The organism is Nocardioides sp. NBC_00850 (assembly GCF_045207335.1).
Taxonomy (GTDB): domain Bacteria; phylum Actinomycetota; class Actinomycetes; order Propionibacteriales; family Nocardioidaceae; genus Nocardioides.
Map to the genome: position 1 here is coordinate 916,898 of NZ_CP108845.1, position 25,368 is coordinate 942,265.

The 25,368-nt window shown below is 68.4% G+C and carries 19 protein-coding genes; 10 read left to right on the forward strand and 9 right to left on the reverse strand.

The annotated features are described in order from the left end of the window. Positions 1-66 precede the first annotated feature (66 nt). From OH802_RS04470 to OH802_RS04485, 4 genes are all read right to left on the reverse strand, one after another. Complete coding sequence (locus tag OH802_RS04470) at positions 67-216, reverse strand: ATP-binding protein (RefSeq protein WP_406025493.1); 150 nt, start codon at positions 214-216, stop codon at positions 67-69. 255 nt (positions 217-471) lie between these two features. Further along, entirely contained in the window at positions 472-2,211 is a 1,740-nt protein-coding gene (locus OH802_RS04475; protein ID WP_406025495.1) for a hypothetical protein, read from the reverse strand. Between the two features lie 69 nt (positions 2,212-2,280). Continuing rightward, complete coding sequence (murJ, locus tag OH802_RS04480) at positions 2,281-3,915, reverse strand: murein biosynthesis integral membrane protein MurJ (protein ID WP_406025497.1); 1,635 nt, start codon at positions 3,913-3,915, stop codon at positions 2,281-2,283. After that, the gene (locus OH802_RS04485) at positions 3,912-6,101 is read right to left on the reverse strand and encodes a DUF6049 family protein (protein WP_406025499.1); all 2,190 of its coding nucleotides are present in this window, start codon (positions 6,099-6,101) and stop codon (positions 3,912-3,914) included. Before OH802_RS04485 ends, murJ begins: the two co-directional genes overlap by 4 nt. A gap of 50 nt (positions 6,102-6,151) precedes the next feature. Here OH802_RS04485 and OH802_RS04490 point away from each other — a divergent pair, with 50 nt between their 5' ends. The 3 genes from OH802_RS04490 to OH802_RS04500 all read left to right on the forward strand — a co-directional run bounded on the left by OH802_RS04490 (position 6,152) and on the right by OH802_RS04500 (position 10,932). Next, complete coding sequence (locus OH802_RS04490; RefSeq protein ID WP_406025501.1) at positions 6,152-7,603, forward strand: CCA tRNA nucleotidyltransferase; 1,452 nt, start codon at positions 6,152-6,154, stop codon at positions 7,601-7,603. 126 nt (positions 7,604-7,729) lie between these two features. After that, positions 7,730-10,402, forward strand: coding sequence for a calcium-binding protein (locus tag OH802_RS04495; protein ID WP_406025503.1), 2,673 nt, complete (start codon positions 7,730-7,732; stop codon positions 10,400-10,402). Between the two features lie 74 nt (positions 10,403-10,476). Further along, positions 10,477-10,932, forward strand: a complete 456-nt coding sequence (locus tag OH802_RS04500; protein ID WP_406025505.1) for an SRPBCC family protein — start codon at positions 10,477-10,479, stop codon at positions 10,930-10,932. 15 nt (positions 10,933-10,947) lie between these two features. Here the strand turns inward: OH802_RS04500 and OH802_RS04505 are convergent, their stop codons facing one another. Further along, positions 10,948-12,225, reverse strand: a complete 1,278-nt coding sequence (locus OH802_RS04505; protein ID WP_406025507.1) for a helix-turn-helix domain-containing protein — start codon at positions 12,223-12,225, stop codon at positions 10,948-10,950. 152 nt (positions 12,226-12,377) lie between these two features. On the opposite strand from OH802_RS04505, the gene OH802_RS04510 reads away from it, so the two are divergent. From OH802_RS04510 to OH802_RS04520, 3 genes are read left to right on the forward strand one after another with little or no spacing between them, the layout of a single operon-like run. Continuing rightward, entirely contained in the window at positions 12,378-13,499 is a 1,122-nt protein-coding gene (locus OH802_RS04510; RefSeq protein WP_406025509.1) for a hypothetical protein, read from the forward strand. Beyond that, a complete protein-coding gene (locus tag OH802_RS04515) occupies positions 13,496-14,203 on the forward strand; it encodes an ABC transporter ATP-binding protein (RefSeq protein WP_406025511.1) in 708 nt (235 codons plus the stop codon). Before OH802_RS04510 ends, OH802_RS04515 begins: the two co-directional genes overlap by 4 nt. After that, positions 14,200-15,423 (forward strand): ABC transporter permease, encoded by a 1,224-nt coding sequence (locus OH802_RS04520; protein WP_406025513.1) that lies wholly within the window; start codon positions 14,200-14,202, stop codon positions 15,421-15,423. Before OH802_RS04515 ends, OH802_RS04520 begins: the two co-directional genes overlap by 4 nt. Before the next feature lie 51 nt (positions 15,424-15,474). Here the strand turns inward: OH802_RS04520 and OH802_RS04525 are convergent, their stop codons facing one another. Further along, positions 15,475-16,557 carry an inositol-3-phosphate synthase gene (locus tag OH802_RS04525; RefSeq protein WP_406025515.1) on the reverse strand — a complete coding sequence of 361 codons (1,083 nt, stop codon included), beginning with the start codon at positions 16,555-16,557 and terminating at the stop codon, positions 15,475-15,477. A gap of 46 nt (positions 16,558-16,603) precedes the next feature. Then, entirely contained in the window at positions 16,604-17,254 is a 651-nt protein-coding gene (locus OH802_RS04530) for a PadR family transcriptional regulator (RefSeq protein ID WP_350665392.1), read from the reverse strand. Positions 17,255-17,816: 562 nt separating this feature from the next. On the opposite strand from OH802_RS04530, the gene OH802_RS04535 reads away from it, so the two are divergent. Next, positions 17,817-20,354 carry a transglycosylase domain-containing protein gene (locus OH802_RS04535; RefSeq protein ID WP_406025517.1) on the forward strand — a complete coding sequence of 846 codons (2,538 nt, stop codon included), beginning with the start codon at positions 17,817-17,819 and terminating at the stop codon, positions 20,352-20,354. Positions 20,355-20,366: 12 nt separating this feature from the next. Then, positions 20,367-21,803, forward strand: coding sequence for a glycosyltransferase family 87 protein (locus OH802_RS04540; RefSeq protein ID WP_406025519.1), 1,437 nt, complete (start codon positions 20,367-20,369; stop codon positions 21,801-21,803). Here OH802_RS04540 and OH802_RS04545 read toward each other — a convergent pair. Then, entirely contained in the window at positions 21,761-22,813 is a 1,053-nt protein-coding gene (locus OH802_RS04545) for an alanine racemase (RefSeq protein WP_406025521.1), read from the reverse strand. The genes OH802_RS04540 and OH802_RS04545 overlap by 43 nt on opposite strands. Positions 22,814-22,820: 7 nt before the next feature. Further along, positions 22,821-23,984 carry a lipid II:glycine glycyltransferase FemX gene (locus OH802_RS04550; RefSeq protein WP_406025523.1) on the reverse strand — a complete coding sequence of 388 codons (1,164 nt, stop codon included), beginning with the start codon at positions 23,982-23,984 and terminating at the stop codon, positions 22,821-22,823. Positions 23,985-24,240: 256 nt separating this feature from the next. Here OH802_RS04550 and OH802_RS04555 point away from each other — a divergent pair, with 256 nt between their 5' ends. After that, positions 24,241-24,852 carry an RNA polymerase sigma factor gene (locus OH802_RS04555; RefSeq protein WP_406025525.1) on the forward strand — a complete coding sequence of 204 codons (612 nt, stop codon included), beginning with the start codon at positions 24,241-24,243 and terminating at the stop codon, positions 24,850-24,852. Next, positions 24,852-25,361 carry a hypothetical protein gene (locus OH802_RS04560; RefSeq protein ID WP_160158716.1) on the forward strand — a complete coding sequence of 170 codons (510 nt, stop codon included), beginning with the start codon at positions 24,852-24,854 and terminating at the stop codon, positions 25,359-25,361. The genes OH802_RS04555 and OH802_RS04560 overlap by 1 nt, the downstream gene beginning before the upstream one ends. Positions 25,362-25,368 lie beyond the last annotated feature (7 nt).

Here is a 25,368-nt window from a genome sequence, read left to right on the forward strand (position 1 = left end):
TGTCGGCAACGCTCGAAAACGAAGCCGATGCGACGCTCGAAAACGAGGCCACCGGTTCGTCCGTTCCTAGTCTGCCGTGTCTTGGGTTCTGATGCTGGGTAGGGTCTCGATGCCGCGGTTGCGTAGCCGGTAGCTGGCGCCCTTCAGGGTGAGGACGTCGGCGTGGTGGACGACGCGGTCGATCATCGCGGCAGCGACGGCCTGATCACCGAACACGCCTCCCCAGCCGCTGAAGGGTAGGTTGGATGTCAGGATCAGCGAGGTGTTCGTAGCGGCTGCTGACCAGCTAGAACAGGTTCGCCGCGTCTTGCACGAAGGGCAGGTAGCCCACCTCGTCGACGATGATCAGTCCGCAGCGACGTAGCCGGGCCAGTTCGTTGGGAGTCGGCCTAGGACACCAACTCGGCGTACTTCTCAAGTGTGCGTCTGAGGCGCTGCCCTGATGGGAATCTGCTGCTTGCTTGCCATTTTCTAGGCCGTCGGCGTCCCGAAGACTTCGATCTCCTTGACTTCGGTGCGGTAACCGCCGGGGACCTGGGGCAGGCCGGTCATCCATACGAGTACGTAGTTGCCCTCGGGGGCGCCGTCGACCTTGATCTCGCCCTCGGTGCCAACGCTGCCCTTGGCGGCGGGTGCGCCGGTCGGGTCGTTGGTCCACGGGGAGTCGCCGACGTAGATCTCGACGTCGGTGGGCTCCCCGATCATGTTGAACTTCAGGGAGTCGATGGCGTACTCGTCCTTGAGGTTGAGCACCAGCCCGACACCAGGCTTGAGCGAGCGAGGACGGTCGCCGATCTGGTCGTTGTATCGGGCCGTACGCCACGCCAGCCCGTTCGGGTCGCCGTCGACCACGAGGTCGACGAGGTCGGGAGTCTCGGTGGGCGGGACGCCGTGAGGGTCGAGGTCCTTGGCGGCGATGCCCTTGATGGGGGTCGGCTTGGCCTCAGCGGTGGTGTCGCCGCCGTTGTTGCCGGTGCCGGGGTTCTCTGCGGTCGTTTCGGGGTCGTCGCCGATGATGTTCCAGGCGATCGAGCCGGCGATGAGGACGAGCACCACGAGGGCGACACCCATCGCGATGCGGAGCCAGCTGGCGCCGGGCTTGTCGTTGTAGTCCGGCTCCTCTGCAATCGGTACGTTGGCGCCGGTCCACGGGCCCTGCCAGCCGTTGTAGGAGGCATCGGGGGCCACCGGACGCCGGGCGGCGGGAGGAGCCTGCTGCGGGCGCTGCGGCGCCACGTAGCCCGGGGTCTCGTCGGCGAACAGCGGTTTCGACGGGGTCGGGTCCTGCATCGGCGGCGGCGAGGACGGACGCTGGCGCTGAGGGCGTACGGCATCGGGGGCCACGCCGATGGCGTTCGACGCCGCCTGGGCCTCGGCCGGCTCGAGCTCGGTCGGCGCGGCCATCGCCTGGGTCTCCTCGTTGACGGCCGAGGGCCGGTTGAGCGGAGCGGTCGGCTCCCCGGAGAAGCCGGCGAGCGCGGAGTGCAGCTCGGCCGCGGTCAGCGGCGGCATGTCGGCGCCGCTGCCCAGCACCCGGTCGCACAGGTCGTCGAGGGGACGCGGCACACCGGCGCGTACCTGCCGGGGACGGAGCACACGGCCGTGGTCACGCGGCGCGGGAGGCATCGAGGACAGCGTCTCGCCGGCCCACTTGCCGGTCAGGGCGGCGTAGAGGACGCCGACGGCGTCGACACGGTCGCGACGCTGGGAGTCACGCGTGTCGGGGTCGATCCCGTGCAGCGCGGCGTCGACACCGAAGCCGATGACGCGCACCGCGCCGAGGTCGTCGAGCAGCACGGCCTCGGGGTTGAGCCGGCCGTGGGCATGGCCCTGGTCGTGGGCCAGGACCAGCAGGTCGGCGACCTCGGAGGCGATCCAGGCGGCCTGCTGCGGCGGCAGCGGACCACCGGCGGCCAGCGCGTTCTCCAGCGACGCGCCCTCGCCCCACTCGTTGACGACGTACGCAACCTGGTCGGTCTGGGCGGCGTCGAGGACGCGCAGCATCCGGGGGTCACCGACGGCAGCGGAGTTGCGGGCCGCGGCCATCAGGCGCGGCGCTCGCTCGTCGCGGGCGTCGAGGACGTGCACGGCAACCGGGCGGCCGAGCACCGCGTCCTGGGCGCGCCAGAAGCGTCCCTCACGGGACTCGCTCAGCAGATCCGTCAGCTGGTATCTGCCGGCGAGGACGTCGCCTGATTGCGTGAACTCCATATCGGACCCATTCTTTCAGACCGTGCCAGACAGTGAGGAGGCTGTCCGATGGTGGTCAAGGACTGGTGCTCAACGACGCAGCCGTCGGGCGACCTGTTGCACCATCGTGTTCAGCTCCTTGACCTGGGCAGCCTGCGCCCCGAGGAGCAGCATGCCGAGATGTAGCGCCCCGACGATAGCGGCACCGATCAAGGCCAGCACCATCGTCGGCTCGTCGTTGATCATGCCCAGCGCCGTGCGGAGCAGCCATGCGGCGGCAGCGGCGACAGCTGTCACCATGACCAGGCGGGCGAGGAACCCGAGCAGCCCGCGACCGTCCAGGTCTCCGAGCGTGCGCTTCAGCACGACGTACGAGACGACGGAGCCGACCAGGTAGGACAGCGTGTAGGCGGCGGCGAGCGCGGGCGCGGTGTACTCCGCGGAGACGGCCCTGGTCAGCAGCAGCGCGGCGACGATGTTGGTGGTGGCGACCGAGCACTGGATGAAGAAGACGGTGCGGTTCTGCTCCAGCGAGTAGAAGCCGCGCAGCAGCAGGTAGTGGATCGTGAAGAAGACCAGCCCAGCAGCGAAGACCGACAGTGTCGGGGCGTATTGACGGTACGAGTCGGCGCCGGCGCCGTAGCCGAACAGGAGCTGGGCGATGTCCACGGAGAGCACTGGGAGCAGCGCGGCGATCGGGATCACGATGGCGAGCGCGTTGCGCAGCTGCCTGGAGAGCGTACGTCCCAGCTCGGACAGCTCGCCGGCGGCGCCGTACCGCGACAGTAGCGGCAGAATCGCCGTGGCCAGGGAGACCGTGATGATCGAGTGCGGGACCTGGGTGACCAGGAAGCTGTTGGTGTAAACCGTGTAGCCGGAACTGGCCTCCGCACCTTCCGAGGCGAGGTTGACCACGATCGTGTACGCCACCTGGTTCACGATCACGAAGAGCACCGTCCACACGGCCAGCCGACCGGTATGGGACAGACCGGCGCCGCGGAAGTCGAAACGCGGGCGGTAGCGCACGCCGGTCTTGTGCAGCACCGGCAGGAGCAGCAGGAACTGGAGGACGATGCCGAGAGTCGAGCCCAGACCCAGCAGGGCCTCCTGGCCAGTCGTGAACCCACCGGTCGATGCGGGACCGAAGACGAACAGGTAAACCGCCAGGGTCGAGATGGCGATGATGTTGTTGGCGATCGGGGCCCACATCATCGGGCCGAAGCTGCCGCGGGAGTTGAGAACCTGCCCTACCAGCACGAACATCCCATAGAAGAAGACCTGCGGCAGGCACCACCGAGCGAAGTCGATGGCCGACTCCAGTTCGGCCGCGTTCGCCGCGAGGTACCACCCGTCGCCGAGGTAGAGGTTCATCAATAACGGCGCACCGAGCACCAGGACGATCGTGACGACGCCGAGAAAGAGACCCGCCAGCGTGATGATGCGGTTGGTATAGGCCGCCCCGCCGTCTTCGTCCTTCTTCTGCGCCTTTACCAGCTGAGGAACGAGCACCGCGTTGAAGACGCCGCCCGCCAGCAGGATGTAGAGCATGTTGGGGACGGTGTTGGCGATGTTGAAGGCGTCGGCATGCATGCCGTTACCCAGCGCCGCGACCAGGAGCGCGGAGCGGATGAACCCGCTGGCCCGGGAGAAGAGCGTCCCCGCGGCCATCACGGCGCTGTTGGCCAGGACCGAGCTCCCGCCGGACTTCTGCTCGGTGGCTGTCACAACACTCCTGACGTACGTGCTTTCTTGGCTTTCATGATGCGCCGGGTGAGACGAACGGCGATCGCCGCGAACAGTAGCGCGCAGCCGGTCCCGACGAACCACCAGATCACTCCGCTCACCTGCGAGGGGCGGATCGGGACGGAGGCGTGGGCGCCCAGCGGGTTGCCCTTGGTGTCGGTGACGACGATCAGGGCGGTGTGGGTGCCGGTGTCGCGCATGCTCGCGGCGAGGTTGAAGCTGGCCTTGGAGTTGGCGTCGAGCTGGACGGGCTCGGAGGTCGCGACCCGCAGCGACTCGTCGGTGATCGCGTCCAGCCGCACCGTGACGGGCTCGTCGAGCTCGTTGCTCAGGGTGACCTGGAACTCGCCGCCCTTCATGCTGGAGAGGATCACCTTCGGCGGTACGGCCACGGTGACCGAGCTCAGCTCGGAGCTGACCTGGCTGAGCGCGTCGGCGGCCGGGTCGGCGTCGCCCTTGCGGGCGGAGTAGGAGGTCGAGGTCAGCGCCTCGTTGACGATGTCGGACGCGACCTCGTCGTTGTGGGTCAGGATCCGCTGCAGCATCTCGCCGGCGCCGATGAGCTCGTTGGCCGTGTCGATCCGGTCGGTGGAGATCTCGGCCTTCATCTCTCGGCGGGGGTAGCGGAGCTTGTCGGCGGTGATCGATGTCGGCTTGTGCCCGGCGACGGCCTCGTCCAGGGTCGAGGACGAGATCCAGGCGGCCTTGTTCCACGGGGTGACGAACGAGGCAGCGCTCTGTGGAGGGTGCCAGCCGTCGGGAAGGACTGCGATGAGCGGCTTGCCGGAGCCGCGGAGCAGGGCCGCCTCGGCGACGAGACGCTGGCGTACCGAGATCGCGTCGATGGGGTCGTTGGGTCCGGGCCCGCCGGCGGCGGCGCTGGAGGAGGTCACGATCATCTGGTGACCGTCGAGGTCGGCGATGACCGGCGTGGTGCCGCGGAGCATCCTGTCGCTGACCAGGTTGACCGCGCCTGGCTCGAGCAGGTTGACCGCGGCGCGGTCGAGGTAGCCGGTCGGCGGAGCGACGGCCGAGGTCGCCTTGATGCCGAGCTCGGCGAGCGCCTGGGCGGTGTGCTCACGCGCCGTGGCCAGCAGGTCGGGGTCGGTCGTGGCGAGCGCGGACAGGTCCGGATCGGCGTACGGGAGGGCGAGCAGGTTGTGGCCGGCGAGCGCGTCCTCGAGGCGACCCAGCCAGACCGTCGCGGCCTTCTGCGCGGCCTCGGCCTCCTCGTCGAGCGCCTTCTCGGCGTCGGTGTCGGTGCTGGGCGAGGGGCTCGGCAGCAGCGCGGAGGCCGAGGGCGAGGCACTCTGGCTGCCGCTCTCCTCCGGCTCCTCCTCACCCTCGTCCGTCGGCGCCAGGTTGCGGGCGGGATTGCCCTCGGCGAGGTTGCGTACGGCATCGATCAGCGCGGGGTCGATGGCCCAGGTCAGATCGGGCATCTCGGCGCCGGTCTCGAGCATCCGGAAGAGGCGTCCGCCGACGCCCAGGTCGCGGGTCCAGCCCGGGAGGTAGTTCACGCTGCCGTCGCCGTTGTAGACCACGCTGCGCCGCAGCGGCATGACCAGGGACACCTTCTCGGCCTTGGCCTTCTTGTTGGGCTCCTTGACCAGCGGCAGGAAGGTGCGTGCCCGACCGTCGGCGGTGTTCGGCGTGGTGGAGCCGAGCGCGTGGACCCCGAACCAGTAGACCCCGGGCTCGGTGACATCCAGCAGCTTGCGCGGCACCGAGAGCGACCACGAGTAGGTCTCGCCGGGCGCGAGGTCGGGGATCGCTGCGTACGTCCCCTCGGTCACGATCCGCTCGCCGACCAGCGAGTCCGCGGGCATCTCGGCGGCCTCGGCCAGCTCCTCGGAGGTGGTCATCGGCGTGTCGCCGACGAACGGGTAGACCTTGACGCCGTGCCACTCCTCATCGGTGGTGTTGGTGACCTTGCCGCGGAGGGTGATCCGGCCCTTGGTGCGGCCGTCGAGGCTGACCGTGTCGAGCTCGTCGATGCTCATCGCGAGCGGGTCGGGCTCGGCGGTCTCCTCCGCGGCCCGGGCAGGCGCGGCCAGCGTGGTCGCGGACAGCATCAGCAGAAGGGGTGCCAGCAGCACCAGGACGAGTGCGGCGGTGACTCGCCCACGTGGCCGTGGCGGCCTCGCCTGATGCTGGCGGACTGGCATGACTTCGAGAATATCTTTCAGGGGGTGCGGTCCTCGTAGACTGCGGCGTTGTGTCCGACAGCCAGCTTCCCCCGATCAGCGTCGCCGATGTTCAGCGATCGGTGACTGCTGAACTGGACCGTATCGCACCGGTCATCGACTCCCTAGGTGAGGTCTTCGCTCGCTCGGGCTTCGAGCTGGCGCTCGTCGGCGGCCCGGTCCGCGACGCGATGCTCGGCCGGCCGCACAACGACCTCGACTTCGCCACCTCGGCCCGCCCCGAGGAGACCGAGAAGATCCTGCGTACGTGGGGCGAGGCGCTGTGGGACATGGGCCGCGACTTCGGCACCATCGGCACCCGCAAGGGCCCGTGGCAGATCGAGGTCACCACCTACCGCTCCGAGGCCTACGCCGCCGACTCCCGCAAGCCCGCGGTGGCCTACGGGACATCGCTGGCCGACGATCTCGTACGCCGCGACTTCACCGTCAACGCGATGGCGGTGCGGCTTCCTGGCCGTGAGGTCGTCGACCTCTACGGCGGCGTCGTCGACCTGGCGACCCGGGTGCTGCGTACGCCGGGGACGCCGGAGGCGTCGTTCTCCGACGACCCGCTGCGGATGATGCGGGCGGCACGGTTCGCCGCCCAGCTCGGTTTCACGGTCGCGCCCGAGGTCGTCGCCGCGATGAAGGACATGGCATCGCGGATCTCGATCATCTCCGCCGAGCGGGTCCGCGACGAGCTGGTGAAGCTGATCTGCGCGCCGTACCCGCGGCGTGGCCTCTCGCTGCTGGTCGAGACCGGTCTGGCCGAGCTGGTGCTGCCCGAGCTGACCGCGCTGCGGATGGAGCGCGACGAGCACAACCGGCACAAGGACGTCTACGAGCACACGCTGACCGTGCTCGAGCAGTCGATCGACCAGGAGGCGCGTCTCGGTGGGGGCCCCGACTTCGTGTCGCGGTTCGCGGCGCTGATGCACGACGTCGGCAAGCCGCGCACCCGAAAGTTCCACGACGACGGGACGGTCTCGTTCCACCACCACGACGTCGTCGGCGCCAAGATGACCCGCAAGCGGATGAAGGCGCTGCGCTTCTCCAACGACGAGATCGAGGCGGTCTCCTCGCTCGTCGAGCTGCACCTGCGTTTCCACGGCTACGGCGACGGTGAATGGACCGACTCCGCGGTCCGTCGTTATGTGAGGGATGCCGGAGACCAGCTCCAGCGGCTCCACGTGCTCACCCGCGCCGACTGCACCACCCGCAACCGCCGCAAGGCCGACCGCCTCGCCCGCACCTACGACGCCCTCGAGGCCCGCATCGAGCGGATCTCCGAGGAGGAGGAGCTCGCCGCCCTCCGTCCCGCGCTCGACGGCAACCAGATCATGTCGCTCCTCGACATCCCTCCCGGGCGCGAGGTCGGGGCGGCGTACAAGTTCCTCATGGACCTACGCCTCGACGAAGGAATCCTCTCCGAGGACGAGGCCGCCAAGCGGCTCCTCGACTGGTGGTCCGAGCGTTCAGGATGACCCGTTCGGGCTATGTCCACGGGGGCATCTCGGCAATACGTTGAGCAGTCGCGCAGCCGTCGATCACCGAAGTGCGTGCGTCCCACCCTGATCCGGCTCGGAGGCCTTCTCGTGTCACGCCCTCGCATGTCGATGTACGCCGCGCTCGTGCCGCTCGGTGTCGCCGCCATCAGTTTCGTCCTCACGTCCCCGGCCGGTGCCGACGATGTGTCGCAGAGCACCTGTGCGGGCCTGGCGGTAACCGTCGACCTGAGTCAGGAGGGCGCGGCACCGACAGAAGGCGACGATGTCATTCTCGGCACGCCGAACGTCGACACCATCCATGGTCTCGGCGGCGACGATGTCATCTGTGGCCTCGGCGGAGGCACGGGCTCCACGACTCCGCTGAATATGGACCTGATCTACGGCGATGCGGGGAACGATCGGCTCATCGGATCCCCGGGCAATGACGCGTTGCTCGGTGGTCCCGGAAGCGACAAGATTGAAGCCGGATCCGGCGGAGACCTGTTCTATCCGGGGATGGGTGACGACACGATCACCGTTGAAGGCTCCGGCATGGCCGACCGAGTCCTCTATTCCGACGTGCCGGTCGGAGTCCGCGTCGACACCGCATTGTGTGGCGCTCAGATCGGTTCAGTGGCGACGTCCCAAGACACCGGTGCGGGCATGGACAGCATCCCGTGTTCGGTCACCCATGTGACAGGAAGCCCGCAAGATGATCACCTCGCTCGTCGAGACAACGTCCACGAGATGCTTTCAGGCGGGCTCGGTGACGACGTCCTCTACGGCGCGGACATGGTGGATCCCGAGTGGGTCACGAATGGCTCCTACTTCGGCGGGGAGGGCGCTGACACGCTCGACTTCAGCCGGGTCGACCATCCTGTGGAGCTGATCGCAGAGCCTCGGTCGGAGACCATCTATTACCAATCCGGTGCAGGGAAGATCAATGTCAACGATGTCGAGAACCTCGTCGGATCCCCGGCAGCCGATCGTCTTTATGCAGGGCCAGAGCCCGCGGTTCTCGACGGTGGCCCAGGAGATGACTGGCTCCGCGGTGGCCCTGCCGTAGACACGTTTGTGGATCCGACGGCAAACGTCGTCTCCGGAGCGACGACGGCAGTCACCATCGACGGCACCGTCGGCACCTTCAGCAGCGGGGACGCATTCACGGTGGCTCCAGGAGTCAAGGTCTGGGGATCCGGTGGCAACGACGTCATCTACTCGGGGCGGCTGTGCACTGTTCACGGCAATAGCGGGGACGACACGTTCGTGATCGATGCCGCAGTCGCGCCCGATTGCGCGCCCGGCGAGCAAGGAAGTCTCACCGGTGGCGACGTCGGGGATCGGCTCAGCCTGGCCGGTCTGACTGAGCCGGCGACGTACGCCTTGGGCGACGCTGCTCTGACCACTCCGACGAAGACCATCGCCATGCCGGCGGTCAAGGGCCTCGCGCTGGTCGGCACCCGCTTCGATGACATCCTCAGCGGTGACGCCGAAGACAACACGATCGATGGCGGACCGGGAAACGACGTCATCCGAGGTGGTGCGGGCCAGGACACCGCGTCGTATGAGTCGGCCGGGGCAGGTGTCACGGCCTCGGTGACGAAGGCGACTGGGGGCGGTGGCAGCGACACGATGGCCGACATCGAGAACCTGACCGGAAGCCGCTATCGCGACAACCTCACCGGTGACGCATTGGCGAATGTGTTGCGTGGCGGCGACGGCGACGATCTGCTGTCGGGTGGTGTGGGTGCAAACATGATCAGCGGTGGCGTCGGAAACGACACGGTGGTCAGCGGAAACGGCGATGAGAGCCTGGCGTGCGACACCGGGACCGACACTGTCTCGTACGCCACCGCCGGATCATCGATCAGGTTCACCGACGCGAGTCCCCATTCGGCGTTCAACGTCACTGGTGGTGGCGGCAACGACCGAGCGTTCAGCTGCGAGAACGTGACCGGCTCGAGCTTCAACGACCAGATCACCGGCAACGGCGGTAGCAACGTGCTGAGCGGTGGCGGTGGCCATGACACCATCAACGGTGGTGGAGGCGCAGACACGGTGTCTGGTGGCGACGGCAATGACACGCTCTACGGCAGTACGGGCAATGATCGGGTGCTCGGTGGGACGGGCAACGACAACCTTCGTGGCAACGCTGACAACGACGCGGTCGACGGCGGCAGCGGAACCGATACCGCCTTCTACGACTACGCGACGGGCCGAGTCACGGCTTCGATGAGCCGCGCCACTGGTGGCGGCGTCGGTAGCGACACGGTGGCAGGCGTCGAGAACATCACCGGTGGCGGGTACGCGGACAATCTGACGGGCAACGGCGCTGCCAACGTGATCGTCGGCGGCGCCGGCAACGACACGCTGGTCGGTGCCGGGGGCAACGACAGGTTGCTCGGCGGCAGTGGAAGCGATGTCCTGCGCGGCGATTCCGGCAACGACTCGGTCGATGGCGGATCAGGCACTGACAGGGCGAGCTTCACCACTGCGACCGGGCGTGTCACCTCGACCATGACGTCGGCATCCGGCGGGGCCGGTTCGGACAGGATGTCCGCGATCGAGAACGTCACCGGCGGTGCGTACGCCGACCGGTTGACCGGTAGCGGCGCCGCGAACATGATCCAGGGTGGCGGGGGTGCCGACTATCTGTACGGTGCCGGCGGCGCCGACAGGCTCTACGGCAACGGGAGCGACGACCGTCTGTACGGCGGCACCGGCAGCGACTACGGCGACGGCGGGACCGGACGTGATGTCGCGTACTCGATCGAACGTCGCCGGAACATCCCCTGACCGAACGGTTCCGGCCCGGTTGACATCTGGTCGCATACTGTCCATCGAGCCATACTGACGGTACGGTTCCGCGTATGACGACGATCACAGATCTCGAGGCAACGACCGCCATCAATGCGACCCCGGCTCAGGTGTGGGCCGCGATCACGGACCTGCCGCGGATGGCTTCGTGGAGCCCGCAGGTGGTGAAGACCGTGGTGTTCGGCCAGGTCAAGGACGGCACTCGCTTCTTCAACATCAACCGTCAGGGCTGGAAGCACTGGCCGACCAATGCCAAGGTCGTACGCTTCACGCCCCACTCCGACTTCGCGTTCCGAGTCGCCGAGAACACGACGATCTGGTCCTTCCAGATCGAGGAGGCCGCTGAAGGGTCCCTGGTCACCCACCGCCGCGAGACCCCGGACGGCATCTCAGCGCTCTCCCGCTCGCTGACGAATGCGGTGCTTGGCGGTCAGGAGAAGTTCACCGAGGAGCTGCGTACGGGCATGGCCACGACGCTCGCCAAGCTCAAGGCCGACCTCGAGGGCTGATCCGATCGGCAGCGGTCAGGTGCGGGCGTTGGTGGTCCACCGGTAGACGGTGCGCTGGCTGACGCCCAACTTGGCAGCCACATCCGGCACCCGGGCGCCGGCGCGGACCAGGACCCTGGCGGCCTGGGCGTTGTCGTTTGGCAGATTCGCGAGCAGGTCGTCGATCTCATCAGGGAACGTGTCGGGGTAGTCCATCGCCGGCTCGGGGTCGGGGATGTTCTCGGGGAACGGGATCCGGTCGAGCAGGGTGCCGTCGGCCTCGGCAGGCTTGGTGGCGGTGCGGCCGTTGCTGAACTCGGGGGCCATCCCGGCGCCCGGGGCGACCTCGGCGGCGGTGCGGGCGGCCTCGGTCACCCGGCTCGAGACCCGCGGGCGCGTATCGGTGGTGGCGAGGGCGGAGGCCATCTCGCGGGTCCGGATCTCGCGTGGCGGCTGCACCTCACGGGGCATGTCGGCGAGGTCGTTCGGCACCGGCTCGTCGTTCGGCTCGTCGTGCTGCTCGGGCGGCTCGGTGATCTGCTCGGCAGAGACCCGCTCCACCACGGGCACGCTGAGCGCCTCGTGGATGTCGGGCAGGGTGATCGGGAGCCGGTCGGCCTGGCGGGTGCCCTCGGCGACGGCGGCGAAAGCGTCGACCCACTGGGTGATCTGGTCGCGCATCGCGCCCGGCGCGACCGACCGCAGCGCCACCGCCTCGGCGCGCCAGTAGCGCTTCTGCGCGCGCTCCAGCTTCCGGCGGGAGGAGGCCGTACGCTTCCGCACCGCCGTGTCGCGAGCCCGGCGCCACTCGACGCGGGTGGCCAGGAGGGCGTGCATCCGGGCGCCCATCCGCAGGTCGGACCAGGAGCGTTCCATGGCGAGGTGGCGGTCACCGACGAGCGCGAGGTGCCACATCAGAGCCGCCAGGAGCGGCACGATGAACCGGAACGCGGCGGCGGTGGCGGCGTGGCCGAGGTGGATCTCGTGCCAGCCGGCGAAGAACCCGGACGCCGCAGACAGCAGCCAGGTCAGGGTCAGCAGCGTCTGAGCCGGCCGGTCCTGCTGGGCCGCCTCGCGGGCCATCAGAGCGACGGTGACCAGCGAGAGCTCGAAGACGCCGGCGAAGGCATAGGCGTTGATCGCGCCCATGGCGAGCACGTCCCGCCCGAAGCCGACCATGGCGACGTACGCGGCGGCCGTCGAGATCAGCGCGACCGAGACCGCGCCGAAGAGGATGAGGCCGCGACCCCCTCCTGTCGAACTCCTGCCGGTCGGGGTCGTCCGTTCGTGGGTCGTGTCGTTGTCGGGACGCATCGTGGGGGTCTCCCGTGCCTGAGGCGATCGATCGTTCGGGTCCCGGAGTCTAGGGGATCAAACACGTGTTCGAGACATACGTGGATGGAGTGTTGACAAGCCCGGTGGAAATTCGGCGGCCGCGACCCAGATCACAGGGCTACAGTCCGTTCATGTCGAAGACGGCGGTGCGCCGCGTACTTTTCAAGTCGTTCTGGGCCGTGATCGGCCTGGTCATCGCGGTGAGCCTCTTCAAGCTGGCGTTCACCGGCTCGACGCAGGATGCCGACGGGGCGCCACTGACGCCGACCGGGAAGATCCCGCCGGAGGAGGTCGTCGTCGAGAAGGGCACCATCTCCAACGCGCTCACGGTCGACGGGACGATCGTGATCGACAAGCCGGTCTCCGCCACCAGCTCGGTCACCGGCGTGCTGGCGCACAGGTTCGCCGAGACCGGCGCCAAGGTGAAGAAGGGCGACAAGCTCTTCCAGGTCCGCGCCGAGGAGGAGCCCGCCGAGGCCGAGCCCGCCGAAGAGCCGGTCGAGGAGGAGCCCGGGAACGTCGATGACGCCGCCGGCGACGGCGATCGCGACGACGCACCGGTCGAGCCGCCGACGCCCAAGCCCGTCTATCACTGGTACACGGTCGTCGCGCCCGCCACCGGCATCGTCGGCAACTACGCCGCCGAGCTGATGGGCGAGGTGACCGAGGACGGGGTGGTCGTCTCGATCCGTCCCACGACCTTCCACGCGGTCGGCGCGATCTCGCCGCTGGACCGCTACCGGCTGGCCAGCAACCCGGACCGGGCCACGGTGACCATCGAGAGCGGCCCGAAGCCGTTCACCTGCACCGACCTGAGCATCGGCGACGCGGCGACCGAGACGATCACCAGCGACGAGCCCGAGGGCGAGATGATGGAAGGGGAGCCGGGAGCCGAGGGCGACTCGGGGGCAGGCGCCCGGATCAGCTGCCTGGTGCCGGAGAAGGTCACCGTCTTCGACGGTCTGACCATGACCATGGCCATCGACGCCGGCAAGAGCGACGGCGACGTCGTCACCATCCCCGTCACAGCAGTCACCGGTCTGGTCGGCGACGGCGCCGTCTGGGTCGTCGGTGAGGACGGAACCCCGACCGAGCAGCCGGTCAAGCTCGGTGTCACCGACGGCAAGCTCGTCGAGGTCACCAGCGGGCTGAAGGCCGGCGACTCGGTCCTGCGGTACGTCCCGGGCTCGAAGGAGTCTGGCGGCGGGATGGGCGATGGGATGACCGAGGAGATGCCGGCGGGGGAGATGTGAGCGCGGAGGAGCTGCTGAGGCTCACCGGCGTGGCCCGCACGGTCGAGCTCCCCGACGGCGAGGACCTGCACATCCTGACCAGCGTCGACCTCGACGTGAGCCGCGGCGACCATGTCGGCATCGTCGGCCGCTCCGGCACCGGCAAGTCGACGCTGCTGAACCTGCTAGGCCTGCTGGACCGGCCCACCGGCGGCACCCTGGAATGGGCAGGTCGCAATGTCACCGACATCAGCAACCACCAGGCCGCCCGGATCCGCGGCCGGGACGTCGGGTTCGTCTTCCAGCAGTTCAACCTGCTGCCGGGGCGTACGGCCCTGGAGAACGTGATGGCCCCGCTCCTGTACGCCTCGGGCAAGGAGTTCTGGCAGCGGCGCCGGATCGCGGCGACGATGCTCGACAAGGTCGGTCTCGGCGACCGGCTCGACGCGATGCCGCAGTTCCTCTCGGGCGGTGAGCAGCAGCGCATCGCGATCGCCCGCGCCCTGGTCCGGACGCCGTCGGTCGTGCTGGCCGACGAGCCGACCGGGGCGCTCGACGTCGAGACCGGCGCGATGGTGATGAAGCTGCTCGACCAGGCGACGTACGACTCCGGCGCGGCGCTGATCACGATCACCCACGACCAGAACGTCGCCGCCCTGGCCAGGCGGCGGTTCCGGCTCGCCGAGGGACGGCTGCACCCACTGACCGAGGAGGCAGCGGCGTGAGAAGCAACCTGGCGCGTCTCGTCACCGGCCTGGCCGCCTCGACCGTCGAGGCATGGCAGGAGCTGCGCATCCACCGGCTCCGGGTGCTGTTGTCGCTGGTCGGGGTGGCGGTGGCCGTCGCCTCGATCACCGCGACCGTCGCGGCCGGCCAGATCGCGAAGCAGATGTTCACCGAGTCCTACGAGGTCGACGGACGGCCGGCGCACATCTCGGTCATGGCCTACGACCCCCAAAGCGGCATGCCGCTCTCCGTCGAGCGGGTCCGGCCCGCGTTCCAGACGGTCGCGGAGCGGTTCGACGTGAAGTACGCGTCGGCGAGGATCTCCGCCTACGACATCAAGGCGACCACCGCGAGCAGCAGCAAGCGGGTCGAGCTGATGGGGGTCGACCCTGCGTATGCTGCCATCCACCGGGTCGTGGTGCCGCAGGGCCGCTGGCTGCAGGCCTCGGACGAGGAGCGCCTCTCCCCGGCGCTCGTGGTCGACGAGACGTTCCTGAAGAAGCTCGGTCTGCGGGGCACGCAGCTGCCGACGTCGGTGGACCTGAAAGGCCAGGGGATGTCGGTGACCGCCACGATCATCGGCGTCACGAGCCTGCGGGGCTACGGCACGCCACGCGCGTTCATGCTGGCCGACTCGCTGGAGCACTGGCAGGCCGGAGCCCCCACGGACGCCAGCTACGAGATGTGGGTGCCGATCGACGGCGCCGACGAGCTCGCCGGCGAGATCGGCATGGCGATGCGCGCCGAGCTCCCGGGACTCCAGGTCGATGCCCAGCGCGACGACTACATGGCGTGGGGCGGTGAGGACCCGATCGGCCCGATCAAGTGGGTGATCATCGGGATCGCCGGGATCATCCTGCTGCTCGGCGCCCTGAGCCTGCTCAACATCGCCCTGGTCACCATCCAGCAGCGGATCCGGGAGATCGGGATCCGGCGCAGCTTCGGGGCGACCACGGGGCGGGTGTTCTTCTCGGTGCTGATGGAGAGCGTCGTGGCCACCGTCGTCGCTGGCGTGGTCGGCGTGCTCCTGGCCGTGGCCGCCGTCAAGAACCCGCTGGTGCAGAAGTATGTCCTCCAGGGCATCGACGACGTCCCGCCCTTCCCGCTCTCGGCGGCGTTCCTCGGCCTCGCCGTCGCCCTCGCGGTCGGCGCGATCGCGGGCATCCTCCCGGCGATGATCGCCGCGCGGGTGAAGATCATCGACGCGATCCGCTTCTGAAATGCGACTGCCCCGGGTGCCAGGCACCCGGGGCAGCTCAACAGCAGAGGGTCACTCGCCGCGGATGAACGCCTCCAGCTGAACGCGACCCTCGGTGTCCTCGATCTGAACCGGCGGGCTCTTCATGAGGTAGGCCGAGGCCGGGATGATCGGGCCGCCGATGCCGCGGTCCTTGGCGATCTTGGCGGCACGGACGGCGTCGATGATGATGCCGGCGGAGTTGGGGGAGTCCCAGACCTCGAGCTTGTACTCCAGGTTGAGCGGGACATCACCGAACGCGCGGCCCTCGAGCCGGACGTACGCCCACTTGCGATCATCGAGCCACTGCACGTAGTCGGACGGGCCGATGTGCACGTTCCGGCTGTCGATCTTGTCGGCCAGCTCGCCGGTCAGGTTCGACGTCACGGCCTGGGTCTTGGAGACCTTCTTGGACTCCAGGCGCTCGCGCTCGAGCATGTTCTTGAAGTCCATGTTGCCGCCGACGTTGAGCTGGTACGTACGGTCCAGCGCGACGCCGCGGTCCTCGAACAGCTTGGCCATGACGCGGTGGGTGATGGTGGCACCGACCTGCGACTTGATGTCGTCACCGACGATCGGGACGCCGGCGGCCTCGAATTTCGCGGCCCACTCGGGGTCGGAGGCGATGAAGACCGGCAGCGCGTTGACGAAGGCGACGCCCGCGTCGATCGCGCACTGGGCGTAGAACTTGTCCGCCTCTTCCGAGCCGACCGGAAGGTAGGAGACGAGGACGTCGACCTCCTTCTCGCGAAGGATCGAGACCACGTCCACGGGGTCGAGGCCCGACTCGGAGATGGTCTGCCGGTAGTACTTGCCCAGACCGTCGAGCGTGGGACCACGCTGGACCTCGACGCCCTTGAACGGGACGTCGGCGATCTTGATGGTGTTGTTCTCGGAGGCGTTGATCGCCTCGGAGAGGTCCTTGCCGACCTTCTTGTCGTCGACGTCGAAGGCGGCGACGAACTCGACGTCAGAGACGTGGTAGTCGCCGAACTTGACGTGCATGAGGCCCGGGACGCTGCCCGCCGGGTCGGCGTCCCTGTAGTACTCCACACCCTGGACCAGGGAGCTGGCGCAGTTGCCGACTCCCGCGATTGCTACACGAACCGAACCCATTCGGGGCTCCTTCCAATACTCCTGGCCGTCACCGGCCAGGAGGTCATCACTCGTTCTCTTGGCTGCTCTGCGCTGTGCGCGAGACGTCCGCTTCGTCGCGTACGCCATCGTCATCCCCCAGATCCCCCCGACCCGCTGCCTGCTCGTCGTTCGCAGGCCTGGGGTTGCGTTCGGCGTCGATCAGAGAGGAGAGCCATCGGACCTCCCGCTCGACCGACTCGACGCCGTGACGCTGAAGCTCGCGGGCGTAGGAGTCGACCTCTTTCTGGGTCATGGCAAGCTCGCGTTGAACCCGGTCGAGCCGCTCCTGGAGCCGGCTGCGACGTCCTTCGAGGACGCGAAGCCTGATCTCCATGTCGGTGCGACCGAAGAACGCGAACCTGATGTCGAAGTTGTCGTCCTCCCAAGCCATCGGACCGACCTCGGACATGAGCTGGGTGAACTCACGCTCTCCGGCAGGCGTCAGCTGGTAGACGATCCGCGGCCGCCGGGTCACCGGCGTGACGGACTGCGCCTCCTCTTCGATGAGGTGCTTGCGCAGCATCTTCTTCAGAGCCGGGTAGAGCGAGCCGTACGACAGCACTCGCCCCCAGCCCAGCATCAGGTTGAGCCGCTTGCGCAGCTCGTAGCCATGCATAGGCGACTCGTGCAGCAGCCCAAGGACTGCCAACTCGATCGTCTCTGCGCGACGTGCCATACGACCTATCGTACCGATATATCCGTGATGGCAAATAGAGACCTAAGTCTTGTCTGATTACGTCTGAAGAGACCACTTCGATGCAACCGTCACCGAACTGTTGACGTCGGGTGACTTGGGGCGCGCTGGGCGTGGATGCGGGAGCGCTAGCGTCGATTGCGTACGCTGATGGCTGCCGTTCACCTACCCGAGGAACCACCCGGGGAAGTCAGGCAAGCGTCGCGCGTCAGGTTGATGGGATTCCCTCGGGGGGATTCAGCGACGTCGGGGGATTGTCAGTGTCAGCCCGTCCGGTCACGTGCCGGGCAGTCACAGGAGCAGTGCAACACCCGTGAGCGACCCATCCGGCGGCTTTTCTCAAAGGCCCAGCCCCCGTAGCGCCAGTCCCCGTCGATCCAATCTCGGTGGGCAGCAAGGACGACCCCAGGGCGGACCGCGCCCACCGCAGGGTGGTCCGGGCGGTCGTCCGCCGGCACCGCGCCGCCCCCAGGGCGGTCCGCAGGGTTCTCCGCAGGGCCAGCCATCAGGCGGCCGTCCTCAGCCCCGTGGCGCCCAGCGCCCGATGCCTCCCGGTGGTCCCCGTCCCGGGCAGCGCCAGCCCTACCCCGGCCCCCGTCGTCCCGGCGAGCCGCCGGTCGACCGCCTCGGCCAACGGCCCGCGGGTCCCGATCAGGGTGGTCCCGGTCGCCAGAAGCGTGACCCCAAGGCCGCCTTCGGCGCGGCGTTGGACCGGTTCAACGACCCGGAGGTCGACAAGAAGGGCCTGGCGGTCCGGATCGGCAAGGCCGCGGCGATCTTCGCCCTGGTCATGGCGCTGATCGGCAGCGCGGCGGTGATCATCTCCTACAACATGATCTCGGTCCCCAGCGCCAACGCGGCGTTCCAGGCCGAGTCGAGCTTCGTCTACTACGCCGGCGGCAAGAAGGAGGTCGGCCGTTTCCAGGCGGGCGACCAGAACCGTGACGCGCTGAGCGTGGACGAGATGCCCGCGCTCGTGAAGGACGCGGCCGTGGCCGCCGAGGACCGCAGCTTCTACGAGAACAACGGCATCGACCTCAAGGGCATCGCGCGCACGCTCTTCTCCAACGCCACCACCGGCAGCCAGGGCGGCGCCTCGACGATCACCCAGCAGTACGTCAAGAACCTCTACCTGACCCAGGAGCGCACCTACTCGCGCAAGGTCAAGGAAGCGGTGATCTCGCTCAAGATCAGCCGGCAGAAGTCCAAGGACGAGATCCTCACCGGCTACCTCAACACCGTCTACTTCGGACGCGGTGCCTACGGCGTCCAGGCCGCGGCGAAGACCTACTTCCGCAAGTCGGCCCAGGACCTCGACATCAAGGAGGCCGCAGCCCTCACCGCGATCCTCAACAACCCGAACGGGTTCGACCCGGAGAAGGCCGGCGCGGACGCCGGTGGCACCGAACTGTTGGGCCGCTATCAGTACGTCCTCAAGGGCATGGGCGAGCTCAAGGCCCAGGGCAAGGCGCTCAGCGACTACGACGAGGCGACCCTCGAGAAGGCGAAGGCGGCGCTGCCCAAGTTCCCCAAGCCGAAGGGCGACAGCCGTCTCGGTGGCCAGAAGGGTCACGCGCTCACTCTGGTGAAGAACGAGCTGAAGTCCCTCAAGAACGAGAACGGCGAGCCCCTCTTCACCGAGGAGGAGATCGACAGCAAGGGACTGAAGGTCACCACCACGCTCAGCGCGAAGGCGATGAAGGCCGCGGAGGATGCCGTCAGAGACGTACGTCCTGAGGACAAGAAGGCGGTCAACGCCAAGCACCCGGAGAACGAGCTGCACGTGGGCGCCGCCACGGTCGATGTGAAGACCGGTGCGCTCAAGGGCTTCTACGGCGGCCAGGACTACCTCGACTCCCAGATCAACTGGGCGGCCTCGGGCGGCATGGCCGGTTCGACGATGAAGCCGTTCACGCTCGCCGCGGCGCTCGAGGCTGGCTACTCGCTCAAGGACACCTGGACCGGTGAGGGTGGTCTGGAGTACGCCGGGGGTGGCACGGTCCGAAACTCAGGTCAGAGCGACGCGGACCCAACGGGTCACAGTTACGGCAAGCACATCACCGGGATCAAGGCGATGGAGGAGTCGGTCAACACCTCCTTCGTCCAGATGTCGGCCGCGCTGCCCAACGGCAGCGAAGATGTCTACGACATGGCGGTCAAGGCCGGCCTGCCACCGGACGAGCAGCACGCAGAGAACGCGCCTGCCGACTACCGCTCGATCCCGGCCTACTCGGTCGACTTCGACCCGAACAACTATCTGCTCACGCTGGGTCGTCAGGCGATCAGCCCGATCAACATGGCCAACGCCTACGCGACCATCGCCAACGGCGGCGTGCGCAACACCGTCCACCTCGTCTCGAAGGTGGTCAACGCGGAGGGCGAGGTCGTCTACGAGTGGGACCAGCGTGACGGCGAGGAGCGGGCGATGTCCGAGGACGCCGCCGACGACACCTCCTACGCCCTGCAGCAGGTCGTGAAGGACGGCACCGGCCAGACGGCCGGCGTGATCAACCAGCCGGCCGCCGGCAAGACCGGCACCGCGACCAACCAGAACGACGACGTCTCGTCGGCATGGTTCGCGGGCTACACGCCCCAGCTGTCCACCGCAGTCATGTACGTTCGCGGCAAGGGCTCCGGCAAGCTGGACGGCTGGCTCGACTCCTATTTCGGAGCCGGGTACCCCGCCGAGACGTGGGCCAAGATCATGGGCACGCTGACCGACGACCTCGACCTCGAGGAGTTCCCGGAGCCGGCCTGGATGGACGGCGAGGCGCCCCAGGACGGTCACGAGCCGTCGCTGACCACCACCCCGACGCCGACTCCGACGCCGTCTGAGGACTGCTCCAAGAAGGACGAGCGCAAGGGTCTCTGCATCCCGATCGAGGAGCCTGAGGAGACCCAGAGTCCCACGGACGGCGCCACCGATGGCGAGCCGGGCGCGACAGCGACCCCGGATGAGCCCGAGGCGACCGACCCGACCGTCACCGAGACCGCGTGTGACTGGTTCGGCGACTGCGAGTCGTCCTCCCCGCCGGCTGATGGCAATAATGGGGGCGGCAATGGCGGAACCACCACCGAATAGGGCACTACTTTCGTGACAGATGGTCCAGTGACCGCCCCGGCGGCGGAGGATCCGGTCGTCAGGACCGCCTCCACCGCGGTGGGCGGTCCTCTCGGCGGGCTCGCGCACGGCCGACGGCGCTGGTTCAGCGCGGTCGGCCTGGTGCTGCTCCTGACCGCGCTGACCTTCGCGATCGGGATGGTCTCCAAGCAGACCTGCTACAACGCCACCTGGACCAACGGCGACACCAGATACACCCACTTCTGCTACTCCGACCTGCCCTATCTCTACGTCGACCGGGGCCTGGCCGAGCACGAGTGGCCCTACTCCTCCGATCCCGAGGTCCGGGCGCGCTACCAGCAGGTGATGGAGTATCCGGTCGGCATCTCCTACTACGCCTGGGCCACGTCCCACGTCACCGACTGGCTGACCGACACCCCCGACGAGGACGAGCGCCATCTCGTGGAGACCTCGAGCTTCTGGGGCCTGCCCGGCATGCACCACGAGATCCGGGTCTTCATCATCGTCAACGTGATCGGCTTCGCGGTCGCGGCGCTGCTCTCCGCCTGGTTCCTGGCGCGTACGCACCGCCGACGGCCCTGGGACGCGGCCGCGTTCGCGCTCGCTCCGGTGCTGGCGGCGACCGGGATCATCAACTGGGACATGTTGGCGGTCGTCTTCGTGGCCGGCGCGCTGTGGGCGTGGTCGCGCGACCGGCCGCTGCTGACCGGCATCCTCATCGGGCTCGGCTGCGCGACCAAGCTCTACCCGCTCTTCCTGCTCGGCGGGCTCGTGGTGATCTGCGTCCGGCGCCGCCGCTACTACGACCTGGCGGTCGCCGCCCTGGCGACGGTCCTCGCCTGGGTGCTCGCCAACCTCCCCGCGATGGCCACCGGCCTGGAGGAGTGGAAGGTCTTCTGGAGCTTCAACTCCGAGCGCGGCCCCGACCTCGGTTCGCTGTGGCTCGTGTTCCAGCAGGCCACCGACGCGACGATCTCGGCACAGACGGTCAACCTCGTCTCCTGGGCCTTCTTCATCGCCTGGTGCAGCGGCGTACTCATCATCGGTCTGACGGCCCATGAGACACCGCGGCTGGCGCAGCTCGGCTTCCTGATCGTCGCCGGGTTTCTCCTGGTCAACAAGGTGTATTCACCGCAGTACGTCCTGTGGCTGCTGCCGCTGGCCGTACTCGCCGTGCCGCGCTGGCGTGACCAGCTCATCTGGCAGGCCGGTGAGCTCTTCTACTTCGTCGCGGTCTGGTGGTATCTCGCCGACCTGCTGGCCAGCAGCGGCGGTGACCAGCCCGTCTACTGGTTCGCGATCATCGCCCGGGTCGCCGCCGAGATCTACCTGATCGCGGTCGTGGTCCGAGAGATCTATGAGCCGTGGCGCGATCCGGTCCGGTGGACCGAGGCCCGCGCGGAGACTCAGGAATCCAGGACGATCTCGTCGAACGAGGTCGCGGTGTAACGCACCCGCACCTCGAGCTCCTCGCCGACCTCCGGCACACGCGCGCCCGACGGAAGCATGAGCATCGACTCCTGCATGTGCGGCGGCTCGGCGAACCAGAGCGCCTTGCCGTCGAGCGTGTACGGCGAGCGCGACTGCCCCATGGCGTCGAGCCCACCGCGGGCGACCGCGAGGGCCCGGGAACGCAGGTGGGTGTCGCCCAGCGGCGCCTCGAGCCCGATCCCGTGGGCGGTGCCGCCGGAGGCGACGACCAGATGACCCGCGCGCATCGCGGTGCGGCCGCGGTAGCCGTAGGAGTATCCCCGCTCGAGCGGGTGCACGTCCTCGACGGTCGCGGTCACGGTGAGCGCGCCGCGGTCACCGAGCCAGAGCGCGGTGCCGACGCGGGGCCGGAAGGTGATGTCGCCGTAGGCCGCGCGCAGCTGGGCGAGCTCGTTGGCGCTCAGGTGGGAGACCCACACCGTCTTCGCCTCGGCACCCACGACGGCGTCCATCTGGGCGCGTACCTCGGCAAGCGAACCGCCGTCGAGGCCGAAGTGCATGGTGATGCCCTCGAAGCGGGCGTGCTCACGGGCGACCGTGGCGGTCGGCCACAGGTCGCTCGGCGTCATCCCGTGGCGCCGCATCGAGGTGACCAGCTCGAGGATGACGCGCGCGCCGGGCTGGCGCTCCAGCAGCAGCGGAAGGTCCTCGGGGCGGCTGATCGTGTGGATCACCCTGTCGGCGATCTCCGGGTTGATCTCGGGCGAGTAGGGCCGCCACGGGGTCAGGACGTAGATCGATCCGCTGAACCGGGTCGCGACCTCCCACACCTCGTTGTAGGTGCCGACCGCGAGCGTGTCGACGCCGGTGCCGAGGCTGGTGAGCCACTCGGTCTGGTGGGCGAGCTTGCGCAGGGTGAGGCCGTAGCCGTTGCCCTTCGCCACCGGGACCAGGCCAGGCGTCGCCTCGGCGAAGGTCTGGACGTGCTTGCGCCAGCGATCGGCGTCAACGGTCAGTTTCAGCGGCATACGGAGATCAGCGCCTCTTCATGTAGACATCGAAGGCCGTGTAGATCGGCTTGTTCAGCGGCAGGTCCCACTCCCCGGCGTACTCCACCGCCTGGCCACCGGTGCCGACCTTGAACTGGATCAGCCCCACGTGGGAGTCGTCGGTGGAGAGCGTCGGAGTGATGCCGCGCAGGTCGTAGGTGGTCGCGCCGGCGGCCATGGCGTCCTGGATCATCGCCCACTGGAGGGCGTTGGAGCCACGTACGTCTCGCTTCTCGGTCGAGGAGGCGCCGTAGGAGTACCAGGCGTACTGACCGACGCGGACCATGATCGTGGCGGCGACCAGGTCGCCCTCGTGCCGCGCCAGGAAGAGCTTGATCCGCTCCGGGTCCTCGTTCGACATCGCCCAGAACATGGTGCTGAAGTAGCTGCGCTGCCGGGGCGTGAAGTGGTCGCGGGCCGCGGTGTGGACGTAGAGATCGTGGAAGGCGCTCAGGTCACCCTCGAAGTCGCCGTCCGCCGGGTCGACGGGGGAGGCGACGGTCACCTCGACGCCCATCTTGGCGGCCTTCTTGATGTTGCGGCGCCAGAGCTGGTTCATCCCCTTGAGGACCTCGTCCTCGGTCTTCGGGGTGCCGTCCTCGTGGGCCAGCGGAATGACGAAGTTGTATTGCGGCTGCCCTGCGCCGAAGCCGTCCTCGGGGGACTGAAGCCGCCAACCCGCCGCCCTGAGCTGCGAGACGACGCGCGCGCCGGTGGCGTCGCGATGTGTCGGGGTGAGCTGGTTGAGTCGTTGCACGGTGTCGTCGGCGATGCCGTCCTTCACCTGCGCCGCGCTCCAGGTCGCCGTGGTGACCGGCGGGCCGATCCGGATGCCGAAGGCACCGTTCTTCTTCAGGTACGCCGCCAGCGGATCCAGCCACGGAGCGAGATCGCCCGACCAGTCGATGCTCGGACCTTCCGGCAGGTAGGCGAGGGTGAACCGCTCCAGCTTCGGGACCGGCCGGTGCAGCACCAGCGCGGCGCCGACGAGGGCTCCGCCCTGCAGGCTGTCGAACCATCCGATCGACTCCGAGCGCCACTCGGTCTTGACCCTGGCCCACGACGGGGTCTGGAGGAAGCTCACGCTGGGTTGCTTCTCGATGAAGGCGAGATGCTCCGCAGCGGTGATGGGGCGCACGGTGAGACTCACCCGCAGAAGGCTACCCGCTCCGGCGGTAGGGTCGAATCCGCCCCAATGTGGGGACAATCGGCGGCAATCGCGCCGCTCCCTAGTGAGTCATGCCCGCTGAGCCGCTATTGTCGGCGACCAGATGTATCACGGCTGGCGCCTGGGCCTCCTTATAGTCGTGACAGCAACTATGACCACCACGATGGCGCGCCCGCGCGTCGTCTGGCCCCCCAACGGCTCGCCGCCGATGCGGAGGCCGCCGGTCGAGGAGGGGACTGTGACACGGGTACCACGGGGGATCGGTCATGCCGACGCACCCGTGACCGTATGGTCCCGGGCCACGGCCGACTTCGACCGCTGGCTCAGCGGTGACTCCGCCGCTCTCGACGAGTTGGTCGCGACGATGACCCCCGTCCTGTGGCAGGTCGCCCGCTCCTACCGGCTCACCCAGGAGCAGGCCGAGGACGTCGTCCAGAACACCTGGCTCACCTTCGTACGCAAGCACTCCTCGATCCTCGACACCGCGGCCGTCGGCGCCTGGCTCACTCTGACCACGCGCCGCGAGGCCTGGCGGGTCGCGAAGCGATCCGGGCGTGACGTACCTGTGGAGGACGAGGCGCTCGAGTCCCGCGTCCCGACACAGCGCTCGGCGGAGTCGCTGGTCGTCGAGGGCGACCGCAACTCCCTCATCTGGGCGGCCGTGGAGGGCTTGCCCGAGCGATGCCGGCGGTTGCTGCGTGTGATCGCCTTCTCCGACCGGCCCGACTACGCCGGCCTGGCCGAAGAGCTCCAGATGCCCATCGGCAGCATCGGCCCCACCCGCGGCCGCTGTCTCGGGAAGCTGCGGGACGCACTTCGGGCTGTGCTCGATGAAGGGGAGGTGTCGTGATGGGTCGCTCGGAGGAGCCCACTCGCGAAGAGCTGTTGGGTCTGGTTCGACAGGCTTATGTTGCCGGTGATCCGGTTCCTGGTGGCCTGATCTCCCGGATGCAGGCGGCCGCCGCCGGCGCCGCCGAGGAGTCCGGGCTCGGTCTCGACCTGGAGCTGATGCTCCTGGTGGAGTCCTCGGGTGCCGAGGCGGCCGGAGTACGCTCCGCCGCCCCTGCCTCCGCCCGCTCTGCCTACACACTGCGCTTCGCGCAGTCCGGCGTCGACGTGCTCGTACGCGTCGCATCCGACACCGACACCACCGCCCGCCTCGACGGCTGGGTGGTCCCCGGCTCGCCCATGACCGTCCGCGCCGTCCGCGCCGACGACGTCCGTACGCCGATCGTCGCTGTCACCCTCGGGGCCTCGGGTCGCTTCGAGCTCACCTCGTTGCCCGCCGGCCTCATCCGGCTCCGCTTCGAGCCCGCCGACGGTTCGTCCGCCTTCCTGACCCCCACGTTCGAGATCTGACCCAGGA